The sequence below is a fragment of the Streptomyces sp. SD15 genome, from assembly GCF_054462255.1.
Genome location: NZ_JBTLMO010000036.1, coordinates 16,626 through 38,222, shown reverse-complemented (window position 1 = coordinate 38,222; position 21,597 = coordinate 16,626). Strand labels below are relative to the sequence as shown.

The window sequence follows — 21,597 nt, the reverse complement described above, 5'->3', positions numbered from 1 at the left end:
AGGAAGCGCTCGGCCCCCTGGCGTTCGAGTTCGACCACCGTCCGGGACGGCCCGGCCATCCCCTGCCGATGACGCCTACGGAGTACGTACAGACGGCGCCCCACCACACGGTGTACGGCTGCCTGTACGTACGCGACGAGCAGGATCGGCCGGTGCAGCTGCGCTCGGTGTGCGGCAGCAGGTTGTGGCAGTTCCCCGGAGGCAACACCGACGGCGGGGAAGACCCGCTGGAGACCGCACGCCGCGAAGCGGCCGAGGAGACCGGGCTCGACCTCGGACAGGGAGCACCTCGCCTGCTGCTGACGCACTACATCCACCCCCGCCCCCGCTGGCCACTGGGCAAGATCGGGTTCATCTTCGACGGCGGCCGGCTCGGCTCTGACCAGCTGCGCCAGATCCGCCTCGACCCGGCCGAGCACGACATGCGGGCCATCCACGATCTTGACGAGTGGCAGCGGCTGATGGGCGAGGTGCCCTTCGCCCGCCTCGACGCTATCGAGCGTGCGCGCCGCGACCAGGGCCCGAACTATCACGTGACCGGCCCGTAGCCCATGAACCAAATAGTCAACCCGCCCAACACCTAGGGGAGTTCCGTGTCTGTTGAGGACCTCAACACCGATGCCTGGACCGTCTACGGCCAACGCCAGCTGAACCGTCAGTTCATGCCGCCCGTCCCGGAGCAGTTGAACTGGACTCCGTGGGAGGGCGTCGGTCCCGGGGCCGAGATCCTCGGTGAGATCGCCGGACAACGCGTGCTGGACATCGGCTCCGGGGCCGGCCACCACGCCGTGCACCTGGCCCGTGCCCACGGTGCGCGCATGACCGCGATCGAGCTGTCACCCACCCAGCACAAGCGCGCCATCGGCACCCACGCGGGCGTTACCGATGTCGAGTTCGTGCTGGGCGACGTGGTCAAGAGGTGTCACGGAAACCTACAGGTCAGGACCGCCACGAGCGCATAGCCACAGTCCTCATACCTCTCCCCCGCCGCCGGCTTCTCGGCCACCCGCACGGCCCTGAAACAGGTCAGCGCCTCCCTGACCGGATCGGGCAGGGAAAGTGGTCACCAGTTTCCTCCCACCCGATCTGGCCGGAGCCGAGACGGTCGCCTCGGTCCGACCGACATCCACCGCGACGAGCCAGCGGCCGGCGTTTCACGCACCACCGGAGCTTCGTCCTCAACAACAGGCCCGGACAGCTGATCCCCGAGGAGCCAGGCGCCGCGTTCCGGACGCCTCACGCCAACTGGACGACCGCCCAGCCAGGGGAGCAGCGAGTCCTTCCAGCGCGGCAGGGGTGCCGGGTCGGCCACGCTCTGCTGACGGTCCGCGGGGCCGTCGCCCACGGCGCTCATGACGCGTCGTATGGGGCGGCGATACGGGTCACGGTGACCGTGACGGTGACCGGCTCCGGGGGCACGTGGGCGGCGGCCGATCCGGTGCGGGGCCCGTCGGCTCCGGGCGGTTCGGGAGGCCGCGTGTGCGGGTCGTCTAGCGCCATGGGCCCAGCGCCTCCTGCAGGGATCGGCGTGCCCGGAACAGTCTGCCGCGCACCGTCGGCTCGCTGGTCCGCGTCTCGTGGGCTATCTCCTTGTAGGGCAGGCCCTGCACTTCCCTCAGGATCCAGCAGATCCGCTGCCCGGCGTCCAGCTCGGCGAGCGCGCGGGTCAGGGCGGCGGTGGCCGCGTCCAGCTCGGCGGACCGGGCGGGCTGGCTCCACGCGTCGCCCGCCGCGGGTTCGACGACGGTGTTAAGGGAGAGGGGCGGCAGCCGGCGCCGGCGCATGGTCAGGCAGCGGTTGACGGTGATCCGGTACATCCAGGTACGGAACTCTGCGCTATGACGGTATTCCGGAAGTCGCCGCCAGGCGCTGACGAAGGCGTCCTGGACAGCGTCCTCGGCGTCCTGGGGGTTGTCGAGCATGCAACGGGCCAGGCTCAGGAGGGACCGGCTGTGCCGTCGGACGAGAACGGCAAAGGAGTCCTCGTCTCCTTCGGCCGCCCGTACGGCCAGCAGTCCGTCCGGCAGGTCGCATTCCAGCCGTGGGGAAGCAGTGCGTTCGATCATGACAACTCCCGCACAGGGCTCAGAACGAGCGTGTACCCCCACACAGACATGTGATGCACGTCACACTCGATGGGTGTGAGAAGTGCGCCGCCACGTGTGTCCAACCTTTTGGTCGGCACCACGCAGGTGTCTCCTACCGAACGATCGAGGCGACCGCCATGACGGACAACATCACCAGCGTCGGCGGGGGCGGCCGGCCCGATGCGGGCGTGAGCGCGCTGAAGGGTCGTACCGGGGCCGGGACTCCGGCCGAGACACGAGGGAAGACCACCATCGCAGACGGCGTGGTGGCCAAGATCGCGGGCATGGCCGCCCGTGAGGTACCGGGCATCCACAGCCTGGGAGCAGGAATGGCCCGCGCCTTGGGCGCCATGCGGGAACGCGTCCCCGGCGCAGGCGGAGGCGTCACGCGCGGAGTCAAGGTCGAGGTAGGCGAGCGCGAGGCCGCGGTAGACCTGGACGTCGTCGTCGAGTACGGCGTCTCCATCGTCGACGTCGCCGGCGGCGTACGCACCAACGTGATCAGCGCCGTGGAGCGGATGACGGGGCTGGAGGTCGTCGAGGTGAACATCGTCGTCGACGACGTCCACCTCCCCGACGAGGAGGAGCAGACCGAACCGGACGAGGGCCGCGTGAGGTGACCGCTGTCGTGACCACCGCCGCGTCCTCGGGCATGAGCGGGTGATCACGGCGAAAGGGACGCTCGCGAGACGGGTGAGTGCATGATGAACACAGCGACGACGGGCCTCGTGGCCGGCATGGCCCTGGGCTTCGCCGGTTACTTCGGCGGCTTCTGGGCATTCCTGCTCGTTCTCGTCCTGGGGACGGCGGGGCTGATCCTCGGCCTCGTCGTGCAGGGCGACCTCGACCTCCATGGGCGGAGGCAGCGGTGAACACCCGGCCCGGTTCCCCGCCCCTCGGCGAAGGGTCCAGCCCACCGGCGCGGGCCGCCGGCCTACCGCCCCCGGCCGAGCGGGGCGCCACCGTCATACCGGACAGGGTGGTCGCCCGTATCGCCGCCCAAGCTGCACGCACGGCCCAGTCCCGGCGCGCCGCCATACCGCCCGACCGCAACGGACCGGCGGCGCCCGCCGCCTCCGCGGCCACCCGTACCGGATCGGTGCGCCTGCACCTGGCCATGGACCTGCCCTACCCCTCCGACATCCCCCAGGCCTGCGAGCGGATACGGCAAGACGTCGCCGAACGGGTGGCTCAACTGACCGGTTTGAAGGTGGGAGAGGTCACGCTCACCGTCCGGCGGCTGGTGACCGCCGCCGGCGCGAACCAGGGACGGGTCCGGTGAGCCGCCGCGCGGCCGGGGCCGCCGGTCACGCCACGCAAGAAGGAGGACCGGAATGACACCCGACCCGGACCCTCCCATCCGCAGCTCCGCGCCACGCGCGCGCCCTGCCACAGTGCCATTGGCGAAGGAGCCAGAGGAGCCGAGGGAGCCGACAGAACCCGGTCCGCCAGAACACGACGTGCCCCCACCGAACCTGACGGCCGGTGAACATGACAGAGGGCACCAAACACACCGGCCATGGTCCGCGCGCCGCCTTCCGGCCGCGCTGGTCGCCTTGGTGATTCTCGTGGCGGCGGGCGCGGCGCTGGTCGACGTCGTCGCCGTACGGGCGGGACGCCCTGCGGCAGCCTGGCGCCGGCACCTGGCCGGCGAACTGGCCAGCCGCCCGGTGGACGACGTGTGGATGCTCACGGGAGCCGCTGTGGCGGCCGCCGTCGGCGTCTGGTTGCTCTTGCTGGCCCTCACTCCGGGCCTGCGCCACTGGTTGCCCCTGCGCTCCCCCGCGCCCGGGCTGCGGGCCTCCCTGGACCGAGACGGTGCCGCCGATCTGATGCGCGACGCCGCCATGCGGGTACCCGGGGTCAGTAAGGCTCGCATCCGGGTGCGGCGCCACCGCGCCAAAGCCCTTGCGAACGTCCGTTTCCGCGACACCCAACAGGTGAAGGACGACCTCACCGCCGTCCTCGACGACGAGTGCGACCAGCTCGCCCTCGCCCGTCCTCCCCGCATCGTCGTACGGGTACGGCGACGCACCGACTGACCGAAAACCACCAGTACCGGAGCCCGCACCATGACGCCGCGTCCCGTAGTCAACCGCAGTCTGCTGGCCCTCGCCGGGCTGGTACTGCTCGGCGGCGGTCTGCTGATCCTCTTCGCCGGGCTCGACGTCTACCGGCGACACGATCTGGTCCCGCCCGTCGGCTGGCCCCTGACCACTCCGGACGACGTCCTGCTCAGCGCCGCCGACCGGGCCCGCTGGAGCAGCCAGGGCTGGTGGTGGCCCGCGGTCATCGCCGCCCTCGCCCTCGTCGCCCTGCTCGCCCTGTGGTGGCTGCTCGCCCAACTGCGCCGACGCCGCCCCGGAGCGCTGCCCGTCGGCGGCACACCCCCGCAGGAAGGCGTCGAACTGCGCGACCGCGCGCTCAGCGACGCGATCGCCGCCGAAGCCAGTGCCCTGCCAGGCGTTGAGCATACGGCCGTACGCATCACTGGCCGCCCTGCCCACCCTCGCACCCGCGTCGGACTCGTTCTCACCTCTCAGGCGGCACCCGGCACCGTCCTCGATGCCCTGTGCGAAGGCCCCCTCCGAACCGCCCGTCGGTCCACCGGCTCCCCTCACATGCCCACCGAGGTCCGCCTGCAGGTCGCCGGCCACAAACCGCACCGCACGGAGTAAGGAGGAGTCCAACCATCCCCCGTGCCCACCCCCCTTGCGGTCTCTCCCCGTTCGCAGGGGCATTGGCACCACTCCCCCATGGAGAGATCATGATCATCCTGGGCATCATTCTTCTCGTCGTCGGCTTCGTCACCTCGATATCCATCCTGTGGACCATCGGGGTCATCCTGCTGGTCGTCGGAGCCATCCTGTGGATCCTCGGCGGGATGGGACACGCCATCGCCGGTCGACGCCACTACTGGTGATCGCCTTACGCGGCCTGCCATGCTGTCACCGACTCCCCGGGATCGGTGACAGCAGGCGCGCGGACGCCTCCCCCGATGACGAGGGGCTGCGGGAAGCGCGGCAGTCACCGGGCGGCATGCTGGAGTACGCGCACCAGAGCGGGGACCGGACGCGTCCGGACGATGAACGCGTCGAGCATGTTGTGTCGGGCGGTTCACATTCGTTGGGCACGGTGGAGAAGGGTGTGCAGTCCGTACGGTCGTAGCGTGGCTCGGGCGGCGTTGGCTCCGGGGGCTCCGTGGACTCCTCCGCCGGGGTGGGCGGCCGCGGAGGCGAGGTAGAGGCCCTTGACGGGGGGTCTCGGGTCGGCCGGTGCCGGGGACGGGGCGGAAGATCGCCTGTCGGTGCAGGGCGGTGGTGCCGTTGTTGATGGCGCCGTTGTGGAGGTTCTCGTTCATGGCCTGGAGGGTGGTGGGGGCCAGGATCCGGCGGGCGAGGATACGTGTACAGAAGCCGGGCGCGAACCGTTCCACCTGGGCCTCGATGCGGTCCGCCATGGTTTCCTGTTCGCGGGCGTCCCAGCGGCCGGTGACACGGTCGGGGCCGGCGTCGGAGGTGATGTGCTGCGGGACGTGGGTGTAGGCCCACGCCGATTCCGTGCCGACGGGTGAGCGGCTGGGATCCGCCGTGGTCATCTGACCGAACAGGGCGAACGGCTCGTCGGGGACCTGTCCCATGGCGATCTGCGAGGCGAACCGGGTCAGGCCGTCGATGCCGTCGGCCACGTGGACCGTCCCCGCGCCGGAGGCTTGCGGCCCCGTCCACGGCACCGGGCCGGTCAGCGCCCAGTCGACCTGAAGGTCGCGAAACCCCACTGGAAGCGTTCCAGGTCCCGCAAGAGGCGGGACGGAAGGTGTTCCTCGCCCACGAGCTCCCGGTACAGGGCCGGCGCCGATGCGTCTGCGAGGACGTCGCGCTGCGCGCCGACGGTCTCGCCGCCGGCTGTCCTTACGCCCACCGCCTTGCCACTCCGTACGACGACGGATACGGCGCGCTCCCCGCACCGCAGGACGCCGTCGCGATGCTGCAACCGGCCGCGGTGACCAGCAGGACCCGGTCCTGCAGCGGCAGGCTCCACGGGCGACCCTTGCGAACCGGGTCCGCACCTTCGCGCCGCAGCGCGGCGACCAGCTTGCCGAACTGCCGCGGGCTGAGCCCGGTGAACGGGGCTGTCCAGGACGGCTCGGACGCCGTGATCACACCAGACACAGCAAGATCATCTCAGCTGCCGGCCATTCGCGGTGGCCTCACGCGGCTGGCTTCGTTCGCTTTCCGTAGCAGCGTTCGTCTGATTGCTTGAGTAGCGGGGCCCGTGAGCCAGGAGTGTGGGCTGAGGGAACGGCTTTGCGCCCCGTGTGTTCGGCGTGGATGCTGGCTCGCCGGAGGTACTGAAGATGATCAACGTTGTGTTGAAGCTGTCAGCCCGTGATCTGGTACATGCGGACCTGGCGTCGTGCGGGTGGGCAGGGTCTGACCACCACCTGGCCGGCGTCGCCAAGCAGTTGGAACGTGCCCGGATCGGCGAGGTCGACTACCTTGCGGTCTGCCCTGCAACGGACATCCCTGTGGCGAAGGGGGGCGTCGACTACCAGGTCAAGGAGGGCGTCGGCAGTTTGTGGCAGCTGGCCGTCCACCCCGCATTGCAGTCGTGTGGGATCGGCACGTTCCTTGTTGAAGCCGCAGAACTGCGGATCAGGAACCGCGGTCTGCGGCAGGCCGAGCTGGCTGTGGAGGAAAGTAACCCCCGGGCACGTGCGCTATACGAAAGGCTAGGTTATGTCGCGTACGACCGTCAGCCGGACTCGTGGGACGAGCAAGCCCCTGACGGATCGTTGCGCCGCTACGAAACGATGTGCACGTTGATGCGGAAGGAACTCGCATAGGCTCAGTCACCTTCGCGGGATCTGCAAGCCGACGCGTCGTCCCAGGTCATATAGTCATCGGTTCTGGGCGCCGTCCTCCAAGGCCGTCGGCCACGGTGCATGGCTCGGGGCGTCGGCTCACAGAGATTCCAGCACCATTCGGAGTCACGTCAACACCTGCGCCACCAAAAAGACACGGCCGCAAAGCACCAGTGCACCGCCCCTGTTCGAGGGGGGAATGGATCGTGACGGCTCCCACGTGACGGCTGTCTGAAAACAGGTCGGGCAGACCGTCGCCCTGCAGCGGAACCCGCAGCTCAGTGCCCTTTTGACCAGGTTCAAGAATCGCCACACTCCACGTGCGAAGTCATCGGGAACAGGCCAAGGACGTCCGCGAAGTGCCGTCACCGATCTCGGTCTGGGGGCTGGTTCCTCCGCCACCGCCCTGATCAAGTCGACCGAGGTGTCCCTCGCGGCCGTATGAACCAGCCCCGGCATGGGAACGCCGGCGTCGGCACGCCGCCCCATGGCGCACCGCCGGGCAGCCCCGCCTCGGCCTCACGAGGAGTGAGCGCCTCCCCTCCAATCCAAGAGACAGTGGAAGGGGAGACCGGAGCTTGGCCAACGACCGGCCGGGCACGAGCGACGCTGCACCCGGCGCAACCTCGACTACCACCGGACGACCTTCCTGTGGAAGTGCGAGGGTCTCTCGGACACGCAACTGCGGCAACGGCCCGTGCGTTCCTCGGCGTTGACCCTGCTGGGGGCTCATGCGCCATCTGCAGGGGGTCGAGCGTGCCTGGTTCCAGCGGACGCCGGCAGGTACGACGCCTCGGTTCTTCCCTTATCGGACTTACGTCACTGCTTCCGGTGACGAGTGGTACGACGAGTCGGACCCTACGCCGGCCACCGAGGCTTACGCGGACTACCTAAAGGCGTGCGAGGAGTCGCGGCAGGTGTTCGCGCAGGTGACCGAGGACCCGTCGCGCATCGTGCCGAACCCGTAGTTCGGCGACACCCAAGTGCGGTTCGTCCTCTGGCACGTGATCGAGGAGTACACCCGCCACGTCGGCCACGCGGATCTCCTCCGCGAAGCCATCGACGGCACCGCCGGCGAGCAGCCCGCCTCTCCGCCGCACCGATCCCCAGCTTCGCGGCGACCGCCTTCATCCCGGCCCACTCGGTTGGGTAGTTGGGGCGGACCTCCGCGACCATGCGCACCGCACGCTCCCGAAGCTCGGCAGGGCAGAAGATGGACGGGCCATGACTCGACCCTCTCAGAGAATCTAGCCTCCATCAGCCCCGGGGCGGTTCAGTGTGCCGAACGCAGATCACTGGAGAGCCGTCATGCGGTGAAAGCCGCCTGTCCGGTTCGGCAATCACCTAGGAGGCTTCACCGGCCCGTGCTAGCATCGCCCCACCCAATTGACAGGAATCCTGTCGATGGGCGCCACGGCTCGACGAATGGAACCGCATGTCTCTCCTCGCCCGGCCGTCCGTGGCCGCCTTCGCAGCCAAGTCGATCCAGCGACTCACCGTGTTCGCGAGCCGGCGTGCCGAAGGCCGCGGCTCCGCGGCTTCGTTGCACGGCCGGTTCCCGGAATTCCCCCGCGACGCACGCGAACTGACGGTCCCCACCTCGGTCGCTCCGGCCCGGGTCGTGGTGTACATGCCCGCGACCGAGGGCGCACCTCCGCCGGTTCACGTCAACTTCCATGGGGGTGGCTACGTCATACCCCTGACGGAAATCGACGATCCGCTGTGCCGCTGCCTCGCCGCCGAGGCGGGTGTGGCCGTGATCAATGTGGACTATGTCGTCGCCCCGCAACACCCGTTCCCCGCACCGACGCGGCAGGCCTTCGAGGTCGTACGGTGGATCGCCGAGCACGGCGGGGAGCACGGCTGGGACGGCAGCCGGCTCACCGTGGGTGGCCAGAGTGCCGGAGGCGCTCTCGCGGCGGCGGTGGCCCGCCAGGCGCTCGAGGAAGGCGGACCTTCGATCGCGCTGCAGGTCCTCCACTACCCGCCGCTGGACCTCGTGACGAGCGCCAAGGACAAGCGTGCCGCCATCCCCAAGCCGGTGCTGCGCCCTTGGATGGCGGAGGTCTTCGACTCCTCGTATGTGCCCGACCCGCGCGAGCGCGCCGACCGGCTGGTGTCCCCCGCCCATCCGTCGGACACCGCGGATCTCAAGGGCATCGCCCCGGCCCTGGTGGTCACGGCGGAGTTCGACCTCCTCAAGGCGGAGGGCGAGCGCTACGCCGGACGCCTGCAGCGGGCGGGCGCGCTGGTCCAGCACTACGACGTGACCGAAGCGGACCACGGTTACGACGGCACCGACGACGTCAAGGCCCGGGAGGTCTACGCCCTGATCGCCCGGCAGGTGCGGCGGGCCGTCGACGCCGGGGCGCCCGGCGCCGGTTGACGAGGCTGCCCGACGCCGGGGCTCCCGGGCGCCGGTCGAGTGGGCGGCGGGCGCTTCGGAGCGGACTGGGCGGCCGGGGCGGCCGTCATACCTCGGGCGCCCCGCCACCTGTCCCTCCATCCCCCTTCATGGAGACCTGTCAGCCCCGCTGTCGGGCTTCGGGCGGTGTGACGCCCAGCTTGGCCGCGCTCTCCGTCAGTTCGCGCCACACCTTCGGCGCCACCGGCACGCCCTTCGCGGCACGCTCCACGGCCACGGAGGCGCTGCGCTCGCCGGGATAGAACACGCCCGCCGCGCCGTCCGCCGGCTGCAGCCCCTTGAGGGTGTTCAGCGTGGCGTCGACGGCCGCGGTGAAGCCGGCCGCGTCCCCGAAGGCCGCCGGATCGATCGCGATGATCAGGGCGTTCTGGCGGTGCTTGCGGCCCTGGGGATCGTCCGAGTGGAAGGCGGCGAAGATCGGCGCCCCGACCAGCACGCTGGTGAGCAGCTCGAAGGCGATCGACATGCCGGACCCCTTGGCACCCCCCAACGGCAGCGGCATGACCGCCAGCGAAGGATCGGTGGTGGGGGTGCCGTCCTCGGTGGCGGCGGCGCCCTCCGGCAGCGGGGTGCCGCTCGCCTTCGCCTGGCGGATCTTGCCCAGGGCGATGGTGGCGGTGGCCATGTCGAGCAGCAGCGGGGCGTGGCTCTCGGCGGGCACGGCGATGGCGAGCGGGCTGGTGGCCACGGCGGCACCCTTGACTCCGGTGTAGCCCATGTTGGGCATCCCGGCGACGAAGGCGATGCCGACCAGGCCCTGTTCGGCAATCTTCGACACGTAGTAGCCGATGGCGCCGGTGTGCACGGTGCGGCGCACCCCCACGGCGGCGACACCGCTCACCCTGGCCCGGGTCACCGCTTCCTCCGCTGCCGCGGTGAGGGCCACCGGTCCGGGCGCCCGGTCGGCGTCCAGGACGGCGACGGCGGACGTGCCGGACTCGACCTTGATTTCGGGCTTGGCGTTGGCCACGCCCTTGGCCAGCAGTTCCAGGTAGGCGGGGACACGCGCGGTGCCGTGGGAGTCGACGCCGCGCAGCGCGGCCCAGACGAACACGTCGGCGGTGGTGCGGGCGTGTTCGGGGCTGAGGCCGCCCTTCTCGAGGAGGGCCGCGGCGAAGGTGCGCAGCTCCTCGGCTGGGACAAGTACCTTGCCCGGCTTGGGCGTTGGAGTGTCGGTCATGGTGGCGGGTGCCTCCTGGGTCAGCGGGTGACGAGAACGTCGACGACGGCGGTGGTGCCCTCCGCCACGGCCTTGAGGGCACGCTCCAGGGCGGGGGCGAGCCCGTCCGGCGCGTCGACGGTCTCGGTGTGCATGCCGAACGGCTCGGCGAACTGCGCGAGTCGGGGCAGCCGGTGCAGGTCGGTACCGAGCCACTCACCGGTCTCGGCGGCGGCGCCCTCGGGATAGAACCTGCGGTGGTTGAGGTTCATCGACTTGTAGACGCGATTGTTGAAGACCACGATCAGCACCGGCAGGTTGTACGCCTTGGCGGCGTCGTACGACGGGAGGACCGGGTTGTAGGTGAACGCGCCGTCGCCGATCGTGAGGACCACGGGCCGCTCCTTGGCGGCGAGTTTGACGCCCAGCGCCACCGCGATGCCCTGGCCGAGTCCGCCCTGCACGTAGAAGTACGAGTCGGGGGCGTCCTGTTGGAGATGGCGCTTGACGACCCGGCTGTGCGTGATGGTCTCGTCGACGACGATCGCGTCCGAGCCGTCGAGGAGCCCGCGCAGCGTCGCGGCGACGAGCACGGGGTCGATGCCGTCGGCCCGCGCCGCCTTCGCCTCGGCCGCGGCGATCGCGGCCTGCTCGTCGGCGTGCCGCTCCTCCTGCGCTCCCCGCCGCGCGGTCACCGCGACCCCGTCGAGATCCTTGGCGCGCTTGGCGAGCTGGCGCAGGGTGTTGGCGACGTTTCCCTCCAAGTACCGGTCCGCGAACAGGACTTGGTAGACGACGTGCGGGCGCTGGGGCACCTCGTCGATGACCACGATCTTCGCCTTGGACGGGCGCCGGCTGGGCGGGTAGAACGGGACGCGGCAGTTGACGAGAAGGATGAGGTCCGCCTCGTCCATCCACGGGCCGATGTCGCTGCCCGCGTGCAGCGGGTGGGTGCGCGGGAAGTTGCCGCACACCGCGGAGTCGGGCTCGACGACCGGGATGTTCCACGCCTCGGCGAAGGCGACGAGGGCTTCGAAGCCGCCCGCCTCGCGGCCCGCCGTCTCGGTGACGATCACGGGGTTGACGGCCTCGCGGATCATCTGGGCGACGGGGTCGACCTCTTCGGGTGAGCTGTGTGTGGAGCCCGGCGGGACGATGGGCTTGGCCTCGCGGCCGTCCCACTCCTCCAGGAGGATCTCCAGCGGGATGTTGAGGTACGCCGGACCGGTGGGGGCCCGCCAGGACAGCTCCGCCGCCCGGGTGATCATCGTGGGCAGGGTGTGGACGCTGGCGGCCTCGTTGGACCACTTGGTGAACGGGGTCGCGATGTTGTGCGGGCCGCCCACGATCGACAGGTTGCGGTACCACTGACCGCCGGGGTCCTGCCCCGGGCCGTCGCCGTAGGTGCTCGACTCCGAGGAGGTGACCACCATCGGGACGCCGGCGAGGAGCGCGCCGTGCACCGCCATCGAGCCCTGCAGCAGCCCGGGGGCCGCGTGCAGCAGCACGCCCTGCGGGCGCCGCTTGACCAGGCCGTATCCGGTGGCCATGCCGACCGCCACCGTTTCGTGGGTGAGGTCCAGGTACTCCGGCGCCGGGTCACCGTCCCGGTGACGCCGGGCCAGGGACTCCCACACCGGGGCCCATTCGGACCCCGACGAGCAGAAGAGGTAGTCGGCACCGACGGCGTTGAAGGCCGACACGAGGGCCTCACCGCCGTCACTGCCCGGTGTGTTCTTGCTGTCACTCATCTCTGGTGGTTCCTCAGCCCTCGATCGGCCAGTTCAGGACCTCGCTGATGCCGCGGCCCATGATCCACTCAAGCTCCTCGGGAGTGAAGTCCCAGTGCTTGGTGAACTGCTCGATCGTGTCGGTGTAGGTGATGCCGTGGCCGAGCAGACGGGTGATGTCGGTGCCGTAGAAGCAGCGCTGCGGGCCCATCTTGTCGACCATCTCGCGCACGTACTTCTCGATGTTCTTGTTCGGGAAGGGCTGCGTCGAGTAGCCGGGGAGCGCCGAGACCTTGACGTAGATGTTGGGGTGCACGGCCAGGTCGGCGGTCTCCTGGACCCAGTAGCCGATCGCGTCGTCGACGCAGCGGGCCATGATGCCCATGTGGTCGATGATGATCTTCAGACCGGGGTGCTTGGCGGCGATCTGGCCGAGCTCACGCTTCCAGATCGGGGCGTGGACCATGGTGGGGACGCCGAGCTCCTCGGCGATCGGCCAGTACCAGTCGTTGGTGCCGTCGATCATCCAGTTGCGGTCCTGCGGCCGGTGGAAGGTGAGGCGGGTGCCCTTGATGTGCGGGTTCTGGGCGAAGTCCTTCAGCATGGCCGTGCCCTCGACCTCGTTGTCCTGGGGGACGCGGGCCATGATGCCGAAGCGGTCCGGGTGCGCCTCGCAGGCCTCGAGGGCGTAGTCGATGCGGTTGCCCTCCCAGGACGGCGGCAGGATCAGCGCGCGGTTGACGCCGGCCTCGTCCATCAGCTCCAGGGCCTCCTCGTAGGAGAAGGCCTCCTCGCGGTGGCCGTTGAGGCGGATCCGCTCCCGGGCGCCCGGGACCCAGGGACGGTCCGGGGTCTCTTCCAGCCAGATGTGGATCTGCGTGTCGACAACGAACATGGCGTGAGCTCTCTCTCGTCGGGGGGTGTGGTCTGCGGTGGTGCGAAAGGAACGCTAGGCGGGCCGTGCGCCCTTGCCGAGCCCTGGGGATGCAAGCACTAGTTGCGCGAAACAGCGCTGCACGCAGGGCATTTTCAGGTTGCGGCGGCGGAGTCGAAAACGGTGTCGGCGATGTGTTCCGCGATCGCCATGGACGAGGTCGCGGCGGGCGAGGGCGCGTTGCGTACGGCCGTGACCGCGCCCACTCGATGGATGGCGAAGTCGTCCACGAGCGAGCCGTCCCTGCCGAGCGCCTGAGCGCGTACGCCGGCTCCGCCGCGCACCACGTCCGAGGCGTCGATGTCGGGGACGTACGCCTTGGCTGCCTTCATGTAGGACCGCACCGACAGCGAGCCGCGCATCTCCTTGATGCCGGTGCGCCAGTGCTGCCTCGCCAGGTGCCAGATGCCGGGGAAGGCGGCGATGCGCCCGAGTTCGCGCAGGTCGATGTCGGTGAGGCGGTACCCCTCGCGGGAGAGGGCGAGCACCGCGTTGGGGCCGACCTCCACCTCCCCGTTCACTCGGCGGGTGAAGTGCACGCCGAGGAAGGGGTAGCGCGGGTCGGGCACGGGGTAGATGAGGCCCCGCACCATGTGTGCCTTCTCCTGGGCGACCGTCATGTACTCGCCGCGGAACGGAACGATCCGCGGATCGGAGCCGTCTTCGGCGAGCTGGGCGACGCTGTCGCTGTGCAGTCCCGCGCAGAGCACGAGACGGTCCACCTTCAGGGTCTCGGCCCCGGAGGCGACTTCGATGCCGCCGCCGGTGAGCCGGGTGACGCGAGTGACCGGGAAGCCGAGCCGCACCTCGCCGCCGGACTCCTCGATGTCCTTGGCGAAGGACTGGGCGATGGCGGTGTAGTCGGTGATGGCGGTGCGCGGGGAGTGGATGGCCGCCCGGCCCATGGCGTACGGCTCGATCTCGCGGATCTCACCGGCCGAGACCCTGCGAGCGCCGGGCACCCCGTTCTCCAGGGCGTTGGCGTACAGCGCCTCCATACGGAGCACTTCGTCGTCGGTCACCGCCACGACCAGCTTGCCGCACTCGTCGTACGGCAGGTTCCGCTCCTGGCAGTACTCGCGGATCATCGCCATGCCCTTGGTGCACAGTCGGGCTTTGAGGCTGCCGGGCTTGTAGTAGATCCCGGCGTGCACCACCCCCGAGTTGTGCCCCGTCTGGTGGACGGCGACCTCCCGCTCCTTCTCCAGCACCACGACCCGGGTGCCGGGGCGGCGCAGGGCGATCTCACGGCCGGTGGCCAGGCCCACGATGCCGGCGCCGACGATGCCGATCGTCTCGTCAGCCATCGGCATCCTCCTTTCCTTGCGAGTTTCCTTGCGCGACCGCTCGCGAGAGCGTTCGCACGACCGTTCGCGCGACCCTTCGCGCGAGCGTCACGCGCCGAAGTGGACGGCGACGGTCTTGACGCGGGTGTAGAAGCGCAGGGCTTCCTCGCCCTGCTCCTTGAACGGCGATCCGGAGTCCCGGAAGCCGCCGAAGGGGTGGTGGACGTCCCAGCCGGAGGTGGTGGTGTTCACCGCGATCTGGCCGCACTCGGCCTCGTCGGCGAAGCGGTACGCGGCGCCGAGGTCCCGGGTGAACACGGCGGCGGCGAGGCCGAAGACGGAGTCGTTGACCGCGTCGACCGCCTCCTCGAAGGAGTCCACCGGGAACAGGGCGACGACGGGGCCGAACACCTCCTCGCGCCAGATGTCCATGTTCGGGGTCACCTCGCCGAGCACGGTGGGGTTGACGTAGCAGCCGTGGCTGAGCGCCTGGTCCTTCGGCTGGTCGCCGCCGGCCAGGACCGTCGCGCCCTGCTTCACGGCGCGTTCGACGTCGGACAGGACGCTGTCGCGCTGCCGGGCGCTCACCAGCGGCCCCATCGTGGTGCCCTCGGCAAGACCCGGGCCGACCCGCAGCGCGGCGGCCTCGGCCAGCAGCAGCCGGGTGAACTCCTCGTACACGGACCGCTCGACGATCACCCGGCTGGTCGCGGTGCAGCGCTGCCCGGCCTGGGCGAAGCCGGCGGCGGCGACGGCCTTGGCGGCGGCGTTCAGGTCGGCGTCGGCGAGGACGGCGGTGGCGTTCTTGCCGCCGAGTTCGCCCTGGAAGCGGACGCCGGTGTGGGCGAGCTGGGCGCGCAGCCCCTCGCCGACCTCGTTGCTGCCGGTGAAGGTGAGCGCGACGAGGCGCGGGTCGGAGATCAGCGCCTCGGAGATCTCCCAGCCCCGGCCGGTGACCACGTTGAGGACACCGGCCGGCAGGCCCGCGTCGTGCAGGGCGCGGGCGAAGTGCAGGGCGGCCTGCGGGGTGTCGGTGGCCGGCTTGAGGATCGCCGCGTTGCCCGCCGCGAGGCAGGGAGCCAGCTTGCGGGCCGGGGTGATCAGCGGGTCGTTCCACGGGGTGATCGCGAGGACGACGCCGATCGGCTCCCGCTGGAAGCTGGTGCGGGTGTCGGGGCGGGCGTCGTGCAACAGGGTCCCGTAGCCCTGGCGGGCGATGCCCGCGTAGTACTCCAGGAAGTCGGCGGCCTTGACCGTCTCCACCGTCGCCTCGGCGCGGGTCTTGCCCATCTCGGTGGCCAGGTCCTCGGCGATGTCCGCGACGCGCTCGCGCAGCAGCCGGGCCGCCTCGGTCATGATCCGGGCGCGCTCGAAGGGGCTGGTGCGCTTCCAGACGGCGAAGCCGCGCTCCGCGTGGTCGTAGGCGCGGGTGACGTCGGCGGCGCTCAGCGCGGGAACGCGGGCGACGGGGGTGCGCAGGTCGGAGGGGTCGTGGACGTCGATCCACTCGCCCGTCGCCACCCACTCTCCGCCGGAGAGCGCTTCCAGGGTTCGCATGAAGATCACTTCTCTCGTCTGCCGCGGTGCGGGCCGCGGTCAACCAGATGGGACGGCCAGGGGGCCAGACTGACAACACACGAAGAGGGACCTGGGCGACCAGCCCCGCGGGGGCAGACATTGCTTTCGCTCCGCGCGGGTCGCTCATCAGGGGATTCGTGCTGGAATCGGCGGGCCCTACCGCACAACCCATCCGGAGGAAAGACATGGCGTTCGCTGTCGTCGCCCACTACCGGTGCGCACCCGCCGACGAGGCCACCGTGCGCGCAGCGCTGCTCAAGATGCGTGACCTCACGCCGACCGAGCCCGCGAACCTCGCCTACGAGGTGCATGCCGAGGCCGACCAGGCGGGTTCGTACGTGCTCTACGAGCAGTACACCGACCGGGCCGGCTTCGAGGCGCACAAGGCGACGGATCACTTCGCGGAGCTCATCGTGGGGTGCGTGCTGCCGCTGCTGGCGGAGCGGACCGTGACGTTCGCCGAGGTGCTCTGAGAGCCGAGGTGCTCTGAGCAGAGGTGCTCTGAGAGCCGAGGTGCTCTGAAAGCCGAGGTGCTCTGAAAGCCCTGCCGGGAAGCGCGGATGCGCTTCCCGGCTCTTCGTCGGCCCTGGATCAGAACTCGTTGCCCCAGCAGTAGCGGGCGAGGGTCTCCACCAGGACCATCTTGCGGCGCTGGTCCTCGGCGCTCAGCAGTGGCCGGGCCGCCGAGTCGGCGAAGCCGCGGGACGGCGCGATGGCCATGTCCTCGATGTCCTTGAACTCGGCACCGGCGTCGATCCGGGCCATCACCGTGTCGATGTCCTCGAGTGCGGGCACGGTCGCGTCCACAACGCCCAGGCACACGTCCCGGTCCTCGGGCAGGGCCTTGAGGAGATCGAGTTCGGCCTCGGTGCCCTGGTCGTACGGCAGGACCCACCGGTCCGCCGGGACCTCGCCGTACAGGCGCTCGGCCCGGGCCCGGTCCACCGCGGCGGGGGCCGCCCAGCCGGGCGAGACGCCGATCCGTACGCCCTCCGGGCGCTCGTCCAGTCGTACCGCCAAGGCCTCGACGGCCAGCGCGTCCTCGAAGGAGAGCACGCCGGGGACCGACGGGTCCGCGGCGATGTGGCCGAGCAGGAGCGGGTTGTTCAGCTGGATCAGGCGCACGCCGCGGGAGACCAGCAGTTCGATCTCCGCGTGGATGATCTCCGCGAGTGCTTCGCCGAGTTCACGGGCCGAGGCGGGGCCGCCCGACGCGGCCAGTTCGGGTGCGAAGGTGGTGGCGGCCAGATAGGCCGGGGACGGCAGGGAGACCTTGGGGGCGATCACCGTCAGCTCGGACAGCCGGCCGGCCCAGTCGGCCACCAGCGGGCCGTTCGCCTTCGGCAGGGACTCCGCCACCCAGCGGGTCAGGCCGTCGGGGGTTTCCTCCTCCGTACGGCGGAATCCGGAGACCGCGTCGAAGACGGCGCCGCGGAAGTCCTCGCGGGGGAAGTCCCCGTCGGTGACGACCGTGGAGCGCAGCCTGCGCTGCAGGACCACCGCCTCCTCGACCGCTTTGACCTCGGCCGCGTGCAGGGCCTCGGGGTCCCCCGCCGCCCGCGCGGCGAGGAGCTCGGAGGGGCGGACCAGGCTGCCGTGGTGGTCGATGCGGTAGTTGAACGTATCCGCCATGGCTCAGGCGTCCTTTCCGGTGTCCCCGGCGGGCTTGCCCGCGACGCCCCAGGCGGCGAACTCCAGCTCGTAGCCGAGGGATTCGAGGACGTCGTCGGCGACCTGCTGGTCCTCGTCCGCGGTGCCGCCGGCGATGCCGAGACCGCCGATGATCTCGCCGTCCTTCTTGATCGTGACGCTGCCCTCGGTGGCCATGATCGGCAGGGCCGCGCCGGGCAGTTGGGAGAGCTGGGAGAAGAACACCGGCTGGCTCTCCTGCCACTTCTTCAGCATCTTGCCGGGCCGCTGCATCACGGCCGCGGTGTACGCCTTGGCGCGGGCGATGTCCGGGGTGAGCGGACGTGCCCCGTCCGAGCGGCGGACGCTGACGACAAAGCCGCCCGCGTCCACCACGGCGACGCTCACCGCCTTCCCCAGCGAGTGGGCGCGCTTGAGGGCCGCGTCGATGATCTCGTCGGCGGCGTCGAGGGTGAGGCTGCTCATACGGCTTCCTTCGGTGCGGTGAGGGTGCGGCGCAGGTGGGCGACGGCCGCGTTGTACTTCTGGGGCGTCTCCCAGTACATGGAGTGCGGGGCGTCCGGGACGATCTCCAGGTGCGATCCGGGCAGCAGTTCGTGGGCGCGGGTCACGGTCTTCACGCTGAGCACCGCGTCCTTCTCCCCGGCCAGGAAGGCGACCTTGACGCCCGAGGCCTGGATGTCCTCCAGGGACGGGCCGTTGGTGTCGAGGTTGCGCAGGTCGGCCATCTTCGCGACGTTGAAGGTGCCCATCTGCTGGAAGAGGAAGGTGAGGTCGGCGCGCTCCTGCTGGAACGCCTTGGTGAGCAGCCGGTCGATGACCGGAAGCTTGACGGCCTCGGCGCGGTCCGCGGCGGCCAGTTCCTTCAGCTCCGGGTGGCTGATGCCGCCCAGGGAGTGGCCGAGGGCGACCGAGGACACGCGCTCGGGCCGCAGGAGGGCGGCTCGCAGTGCGGCGACGGAGCCGATGGACTGGCCGACGAGCATGACGTCGGTCAGGTCCTCCTGGTCGAGCACGGCGACCACGTCGCCGGGGAAGTCCTGCCCGTCGAACTCGGGCATCGACGAGTCGGAGTTGCCGAAGCCGCGCAGGTCCACGGTGACGACGGTGAACTCCTGGCGCAGCGCGGCCACTTGCTGCCACCAGGCGGCATGGTGACCGCCGCTGCCGTGCACGAACAGGATCGCCGGACCGTTGCCGTGGCGCTCGTAGTAGAGGGAGGTGCCGTCGGAGTCGGCGATGGGCATGGGGATGAACTCCTAGCGGTGCTGGGAATGAACTCCGGTCGGCGCGTGGTCAGTTGGGGCGCTTGCCGTGCCAGACCAGCTCGATCATGGTGTGGTCGGGGTCGTGGATGTAGCAGAACTTGGACTGGTTCTCGGGGCGCTCGATCGGGCGGGTGTGCCGGATGCCCAGCTCCTTGAGGTGGGCGAGGAAGTCGTCCCAGTCGTCGACCTCGACCGCGAAGTGATAGGGCGCCATGCGCTCCATCTCCTCGACAGGGGTGAAGTGCAGGTCGAAGTTGCCGCGGGTCATCAGCACCACGCGGGTGTTCGACTTCGGCATGATCCGCTTCATCCCGAAGACCCTGGTGTACCACTCGGCGGTCCGGTCGGGGTCGGTGGTGGGGAAGTTGACGTGGTGGATGTAGCGGGGTGCGTTGCTCATGCGTGGTTCCCTTCTGGATGTACGGGGTTGGAGAGCACGCCGATACCGCTGATCTCGACGTCGACGGTGTCGCCCGCCTGGATCTGGCAGGTGGATTCGGCGCCCATCCACAGCACGTCGCCGGGGTGCATGGTGATGTGCTTGGTGATCTCGACGATGTAGTCGAAGGGGTCGAAGACCATGTCACCGGTCGGGAACGACGCGCGGTCCTCCCCGTTCACGCGGAGCGTGGTCGTCTGCGCCAGGGCGTCCACATCGGTCTCGATCCACGGCCCCATCGGTTTGAACGTGTCGCTGTTCTTGCTGCGCCAGAACGTACGGTCCTGGTGCTGCCAGGCGCGGGCGCTGACGTCGTTGCCGATCGTCCAGCCGAAGACGGACTTGCGGGCTTCCTCGTGGGTGGCGTGTCGCAGGGTGCGGCCGATGACCGCGACGAGTTCCGGCTCGGCCTCGAACCGGCCCGCTCCCTCTTGTGGCTTCACGATGGGGGAAAGGTGGCCGGTCAGCGCGTTGTTGGCCCGGTAGCCCACCTCTGGGCGGGTGGGGACGTCGGCGCCGGCGTGCTCGATGTGCCGCGGGTAGTTGAAGCCGACGGCATAGAACACGGGCGGGACGACGACGGGCAGCCAGGTCGCGGTGGCGCGCGGCACCGTGCCGATGACCGTGGGATCGCCATCGAGGGGGGACTCGGACAGCAGCTCGATGTCCTCCTCCCCCACGCGGCCCCACACCGCTCGTCCGCCGACCGAGAGGCGGGTGTACCTCATGGCACCAACAGGTGGGAGACGCGCTTCGTGATGAGGTACGCGTCGAGGGCCTCGGGGCCGCCCTCCCTGCCGTAGCCGCTCTCCTTGACGCCGCCGGAGGGGGCCTCGCTGACGGAGCCGCCGCAGTGGTTGACGGACAGGATCCCGGCCTCCAGCTCGCGCACGAGGTGCTCGGCGGTGGCGGCGGACTCGGTGAACCCGTACGCGGCCAGCCCGTACGGCAGCGCGTTCGCGGTCGCGAGCGCCGCGTCGACGTCGCTGAAGGGCACGATGGGCGCGATCGGGCCGAACGGTTCCTCGTGCAGGAGCTCCGCGTCCGCCGGTACGTCGGTGAAGACGGTCGGCGCGAAGAAGTAACCGGCGCGGTCCAGGCGTTCTCCGCCCGTGCGCACCGTGGCTCCGCGGCGGACGGCGTCGGCGGTCAGCCGCTGCATCGCCTGGAGCCGGCGCTCGTTGGCGAGCGGTCCCATGGTGGTGCCCTCGGCCAGGCCGTCACCGACGACGACCGCTTCGGCCGCCTTCACGAACTCGGCGGTGAAGTCCTCGACGAGGCTCTCGTGGACCAGGAACCGGCTCGGCGAGGTGCACACCTGCCCGGCGTTGGCGAACTTGGCCTGCGCGGCGCGACGGGCGGCCTTCGCCGGGTCGGCGTCGGCGCACACGATCACGGGAGCGTGGCCGCCCAGTTCCATCAGGGAGGGCTTCATGACCTCCCCTGCGGCGGCGGCGAGCAGCTTGCCGACGGGGACCGAGCCGGTGAAGGCGACGAGGCGGATGACCGGGGAGGCGATCAGGTGGGCGGAGACCTCGGCCGGTTCGCCGAAGACGAGGTTGAGTACTCCGGCCGGGAGGCCCGCGTCCGCGAAGCAGCGCACCAGGGCGCCGGCGGTGGCGGGAGTCTCCTCCGAGGCCTTGATGACGATGGAGCAGCCGGCGGCGAGCGCGGAGGAGATCTTCCGCATCGGCCCGCCCGCCGGGAAGTTCCACGGGACGAAGGCGGCGACGGGGCCCACCGGTTCGCGGCGTACGGACAGCAGCGTGCCGGGGGCGGACGGGATGATGCGGCCGTACGCACGCCGGGCGTCGTCGGCGTGCCAGCGCAGGGTGTCCGCGACCCGGCGGGCCTCTCCGGTCGCCTCGGCGAGCGGCTTGCCCTGCTCCAGGGTCATGATCCGGCCGACCTCCGCGCTGCGCTCGGTGAGCAGGTCGGCGGCGGCGTGCAGGAGGGCGGTGCGCTGGGCGATCGGAGTGTCGCGCCAGGTCCGGAATCCCTCGGCGGTCGCGTCGAGGGCGCGGTCCAGGTCGTCGGTGGTGGCCAGCGGTACGTCTCCGATCACCTCCTCGGTGGCCGGGTTCACGATCGGGGCGGTACGTCCGGTGCCGCCCTGGCACCACTCGCCCGCGATGTACATGCGGACGGCGGGGTAGCCGTGGTCGGTGCTCATGGGT

The 21,597-nt window shown here is 70.4% G+C and carries 24 protein-coding genes and 3 pseudogenes; 12 read left to right on the top strand and 15 right to left on the bottom strand.

Annotated elements, in window-relative coordinates; all coding sequences use genetic code 11:
* Nucleotides 1-68 precede the first annotated feature (68 nt).
* Together ACX28W_RS30005 and ACX28W_RS30000 are read left to right on the top strand one after the other, a co-directional pair.
* The gene (locus ACX28W_RS30005) at nt 69-548 is read left to right on the top strand and encodes an NUDIX domain-containing protein (RefSeq protein ID WP_459002877.1); all 480 of its coding nucleotides are present in this window, start codon (nt 69-71) and stop codon (nt 546-548) included.
* Nucleotides 549-593: 45 nt separating this feature from the next.
* Entirely contained in the window at nt 594-962 is a 369-nt protein-coding gene (locus ACX28W_RS30000; protein WP_459002875.1) for an SAM-dependent methyltransferase, read from the top strand.
* Nucleotides 963-1,350: 388 nt separating this feature from the next.
* Here ACX28W_RS30000 and ACX28W_RS29995 read toward each other — a convergent pair whose 3' ends face one another.
* Both ACX28W_RS29995 and ACX28W_RS29990 read right to left on the bottom strand, forming a co-directional pair.
* On the bottom strand, nt 1,351-1,500 hold the full coding sequence (locus ACX28W_RS29995; RefSeq protein WP_459002874.1) for a hypothetical protein: 150 nt from the start codon (nt 1,498-1,500) through the stop codon (nt 1,351-1,353).
* Entirely contained in the window at nt 1,491-2,066 is a 576-nt protein-coding gene (locus tag ACX28W_RS29990) for an RNA polymerase sigma factor (RefSeq protein ID WP_459002872.1), read from the bottom strand. Before ACX28W_RS29990 ends, ACX28W_RS29995 begins: the two co-directional genes overlap by 10 nt.
* A gap of 158 nt (nt 2,067-2,224) precedes the next feature.
* Here ACX28W_RS29990 and ACX28W_RS29985 point away from each other — a divergent pair, with 158 nt between their 5' ends.
* The 6 genes from ACX28W_RS29985 to ACX28W_RS29960 all read left to right on the top strand — a co-directional run bounded on the left by ACX28W_RS29985 (nt 2,225) and on the right by ACX28W_RS29960 (nt 5,010).
* On the top strand, nt 2,225-2,707 hold the full coding sequence (locus ACX28W_RS29985) for an Asp23/Gls24 family envelope stress response protein (RefSeq protein ID WP_459002871.1): 483 nt from the start codon (nt 2,225-2,227) through the stop codon (nt 2,705-2,707).
* 81 nt (nt 2,708-2,788) lie between these two features.
* Nucleotides 2,789-2,959, top strand: coding sequence for a hypothetical protein (locus ACX28W_RS29980; protein ID WP_459002869.1), 171 nt, complete (start codon nt 2,789-2,791; stop codon nt 2,957-2,959).
* Entirely contained in the window at nt 2,956-3,369 is a 414-nt protein-coding gene (locus ACX28W_RS29975) for an Asp23/Gls24 family envelope stress response protein (protein ID WP_459002867.1), read from the top strand. Before ACX28W_RS29980 ends, ACX28W_RS29975 begins: the two co-directional genes overlap by 4 nt.
* Before the next feature lie 277 nt (nt 3,370-3,646).
* Entirely contained in the window at nt 3,647-4,129 is a 483-nt protein-coding gene (locus ACX28W_RS29970) for a DUF6286 domain-containing protein (protein WP_459002947.1), read from the top strand.
* A gap of 30 nt (nt 4,130-4,159) precedes the next feature.
* Entirely contained in the window at nt 4,160-4,765 is a 606-nt protein-coding gene (locus ACX28W_RS29965) for an alkaline shock response membrane anchor protein AmaP (protein WP_459002866.1), read from the top strand.
* A gap of 89 nt (nt 4,766-4,854) precedes the next feature.
* Nucleotides 4,855-5,010 carry a DUF6131 family protein gene (locus ACX28W_RS29960; protein WP_459002864.1) on the top strand — a complete coding sequence of 52 codons (156 nt, stop codon included), beginning with the start codon at nt 4,855-4,857 and terminating at the stop codon, nt 5,008-5,010.
* Between the two features lie 194 nt (nt 5,011-5,204).
* Here the strand turns inward: ACX28W_RS29960 and ACX28W_RS29955 are convergent.
* Nucleotides 5,205-6,137, bottom strand: a pseudogene (locus ACX28W_RS29955) (phytoene desaturase family protein); the annotation flags it as partial.
* A pseudogene (locus ACX28W_RS29950) lies at nt 6,086-6,259 on the bottom strand (IS5/IS1182 family transposase); the annotation flags it as partial. The pseudogenes ACX28W_RS29955 and ACX28W_RS29950, both read right to left, overlap by 52 nt.
* A gap of 185 nt (nt 6,260-6,444) precedes the next feature.
* Between ACX28W_RS29950 and ACX28W_RS29945 the strand changes: the two are divergent.
* From ACX28W_RS29945 to ACX28W_RS29935, 3 genes and pseudogenes are all read left to right on the top strand, one after another.
* Entirely contained in the window at nt 6,445-6,933 is a 489-nt protein-coding gene (locus ACX28W_RS29945) for a GNAT family N-acetyltransferase (protein ID WP_459002862.1), read from the top strand.
* Between the two features lie 643 nt (nt 6,934-7,576).
* Nucleotides 7,577-8,030, top strand: a pseudogene (locus tag ACX28W_RS29940) (DinB family protein); the annotation flags it as partial.
* A 356-nt stretch (nt 8,031-8,386) separates the two neighbouring features.
* Entirely contained in the window at nt 8,387-9,337 is a 951-nt protein-coding gene (locus tag ACX28W_RS29935) for an alpha/beta hydrolase fold domain-containing protein (protein ID WP_459002860.1), read from the top strand.
* Between the two features lie 139 nt (nt 9,338-9,476).
* Here the strand turns inward: ACX28W_RS29935 and ACX28W_RS29930 are convergent, their stop codons facing one another.
* From ACX28W_RS29930 to ACX28W_RS29910, 5 genes are all read right to left on the bottom strand, one after another.
* Nucleotides 9,477-10,556, bottom strand: coding sequence for an Ldh family oxidoreductase (locus ACX28W_RS29930; protein ID WP_459002859.1), 1,080 nt, complete (start codon nt 10,554-10,556; stop codon nt 9,477-9,479).
* 20 nt (nt 10,557-10,576) lie between these two features.
* Nucleotides 10,577-12,286 (bottom strand): thiamine pyrophosphate-dependent enzyme, encoded by a 1,710-nt coding sequence (locus ACX28W_RS29925; protein ID WP_459002858.1) that lies wholly within the window; start codon nt 12,284-12,286, stop codon nt 10,577-10,579.
* Between the two features lie 13 nt (nt 12,287-12,299).
* Nucleotides 12,300-13,160: an amidohydrolase family protein gene (locus ACX28W_RS29920; RefSeq protein WP_459002857.1), complete on the bottom strand. Its 861-nt coding sequence runs from the start codon at nt 13,158-13,160 to the stop codon at nt 12,300-12,302.
* A 134-nt stretch (nt 13,161-13,294) separates the two neighbouring features.
* Nucleotides 13,295-14,506 (bottom strand): L-2-hydroxyglutarate oxidase, encoded by a 1,212-nt coding sequence (gene lhgO, locus ACX28W_RS29915; protein ID WP_459002856.1) that lies wholly within the window; start codon nt 14,504-14,506, stop codon nt 13,295-13,297.
* 87 nt (nt 14,507-14,593) lie between these two features.
* On the bottom strand, nt 14,594-16,042 hold the full coding sequence (locus tag ACX28W_RS29910; RefSeq protein ID WP_459002855.1) for an aldehyde dehydrogenase family protein: 1,449 nt from the start codon (nt 16,040-16,042) through the stop codon (nt 14,594-14,596).
* 206 nt (nt 16,043-16,248) lie between these two features.
* Here ACX28W_RS29910 and ACX28W_RS29905 point away from each other — a divergent pair, with 206 nt between their 5' ends.
* A complete protein-coding gene (locus ACX28W_RS29905; RefSeq protein WP_459002854.1) occupies nt 16,249-16,536 on the top strand; it encodes a putative quinol monooxygenase in 288 nt (95 codons plus the stop codon).
* 118 nt (nt 16,537-16,654) lie between these two features.
* On the opposite strand, the gene ACX28W_RS29900 is transcribed toward ACX28W_RS29905, so the two are convergent.
* From ACX28W_RS29900 to ACX28W_RS29875, 6 genes are read right to left on the bottom strand one after another with little or no spacing between them, the layout of a single operon-like run.
* Nucleotides 16,655-17,695 (bottom strand): methionine synthase II (cobalamin-independent)-like protein, encoded by a 1,041-nt coding sequence (locus ACX28W_RS29900; protein ID WP_459002852.1) that lies wholly within the window; start codon nt 17,693-17,695, stop codon nt 16,655-16,657.
* Nucleotides 17,696-17,698: 3 nt separating this feature from the next.
* Nucleotides 17,699-18,178: a GlcG/HbpS family heme-binding protein gene (locus tag ACX28W_RS29895; RefSeq protein WP_362076968.1), complete on the bottom strand. Its 480-nt coding sequence runs from the start codon at nt 18,176-18,178 to the stop codon at nt 17,699-17,701.
* Nucleotides 18,175-18,960, bottom strand: coding sequence for an alpha/beta fold hydrolase (locus ACX28W_RS29890; RefSeq protein ID WP_459002851.1), 786 nt, complete (start codon nt 18,958-18,960; stop codon nt 18,175-18,177). The genes ACX28W_RS29895 and ACX28W_RS29890 overlap by 4 nt, the downstream gene beginning before the upstream one ends.
* 49 nt (nt 18,961-19,009) lie before the next feature.
* Nucleotides 19,010-19,381, bottom strand: coding sequence for a VOC family protein (locus ACX28W_RS29885; RefSeq protein WP_362076974.1), 372 nt, complete (start codon nt 19,379-19,381; stop codon nt 19,010-19,012).
* Nucleotides 19,378-20,148 carry a fumarylacetoacetate hydrolase family protein gene (locus tag ACX28W_RS29880; protein ID WP_459002849.1) on the bottom strand — a complete coding sequence of 257 codons (771 nt, stop codon included), beginning with the start codon at nt 20,146-20,148 and terminating at the stop codon, nt 19,378-19,380. The genes ACX28W_RS29885 and ACX28W_RS29880 overlap by 4 nt, the downstream gene beginning before the upstream one ends.
* Entirely contained in the window at nt 20,145-21,593 is a 1,449-nt protein-coding gene (locus ACX28W_RS29875; RefSeq protein ID WP_459002848.1) for an NAD-dependent succinate-semialdehyde dehydrogenase, read from the bottom strand. The genes ACX28W_RS29880 and ACX28W_RS29875 overlap by 4 nt, the downstream gene beginning before the upstream one ends.
* Nucleotides 21,594-21,597 lie beyond the last annotated feature (4 nt).

Coding starts and splice junctions, on each gene's coding strand:
- ACX28W_RS30005 (WP_459002877.1), top strand. CDS start 69: ATGACGCCTACGGAGTACGTACAGACGGCGCCCCACCACACGGTGTAC.
- ACX28W_RS29995 (WP_459002874.1), bottom strand. CDS start 1,500: ATGGCGCTAGACGACCCGCACACGCGGCCTCCCGAACCGCCCGGAGCC.
- ACX28W_RS29990 (WP_459002872.1), bottom strand. CDS start 2,066: ATGATCGAACGCACTGCTTCCCCACGGCTGGAATGCGACCTGCCGGAC.
- ACX28W_RS29985 (WP_459002871.1), top strand. CDS start 2,225: ATGACGGACAACATCACCAGCGTCGGCGGGGGCGGCCGGCCCGATGCG.
- ACX28W_RS29980 (WP_459002869.1), top strand. CDS start 2,789: ATGATGAACACAGCGACGACGGGCCTCGTGGCCGGCATGGCCCTGGGC.
- ACX28W_RS29965 (WP_459002866.1), top strand. CDS start 4,160: ATGACGCCGCGTCCCGTAGTCAACCGCAGTCTGCTGGCCCTCGCCGGG.
- ACX28W_RS29960 (WP_459002864.1), top strand. CDS start 4,855: ATGATCATCCTGGGCATCATTCTTCTCGTCGTCGGCTTCGTCACCTCG.
- ACX28W_RS29945 (WP_459002862.1), top strand. CDS start 6,445: ATGATCAACGTTGTGTTGAAGCTGTCAGCCCGTGATCTGGTACATGCG.
- ACX28W_RS29935 (WP_459002860.1), top strand. CDS start 8,387: ATGTCTCTCCTCGCCCGGCCGTCCGTGGCCGCCTTCGCAGCCAAGTCG.
- ACX28W_RS29930 (WP_459002859.1), bottom strand. CDS start 10,556: ATGACCGACACTCCAACGCCCAAGCCGGGCAAGGTACTTGTCCCAGCC.
- ACX28W_RS29925 (WP_459002858.1), bottom strand. CDS start 12,286: ATGAGTGACAGCAAGAACACACCGGGCAGTGACGGCGGTGAGGCCCTC.
- ACX28W_RS29920 (WP_459002857.1), bottom strand. CDS start 13,160: ATGTTCGTTGTCGACACGCAGATCCACATCTGGCTGGAAGAGACCCCG.
- lhgO (WP_459002856.1), bottom strand. CDS start 14,506: ATGGCTGACGAGACGATCGGCATCGTCGGCGCCGGCATCGTGGGCCTG.
- ACX28W_RS29910 (WP_459002855.1), bottom strand. CDS start 16,042: ATGCGAACCCTGGAAGCGCTCTCCGGCGGAGAGTGGGTGGCGACGGGC.
- ACX28W_RS29905 (WP_459002854.1), top strand. CDS start 16,249: ATGGCGTTCGCTGTCGTCGCCCACTACCGGTGCGCACCCGCCGACGAG.
- ACX28W_RS29900 (WP_459002852.1), bottom strand. CDS start 17,695: ATGGCGGATACGTTCAACTACCGCATCGACCACCACGGCAGCCTGGTC.
- ACX28W_RS29895 (WP_362076968.1), bottom strand. CDS start 18,178: ATGAGCAGCCTCACCCTCGACGCCGCCGACGAGATCATCGACGCGGCC.
- ACX28W_RS29890 (WP_459002851.1), bottom strand. CDS start 18,960: ATGCCCATCGCCGACTCCGACGGCACCTCCCTCTACTACGAGCGCCAC.
- ACX28W_RS29885 (WP_362076974.1), bottom strand. CDS start 19,381: ATGAGCAACGCACCCCGCTACATCCACCACGTCAACTTCCCCACCACC.
- ACX28W_RS29880 (WP_459002849.1), bottom strand. CDS start 20,148: ATGAGGTACACCCGCCTCTCGGTCGGCGGACGAGCGGTGTGGGGCCGC.
- ACX28W_RS29875 (WP_459002848.1), bottom strand. CDS start 21,593: ATGAGCACCGACCACGGCTACCCCGCCGTCCGCATGTACATCGCGGGC.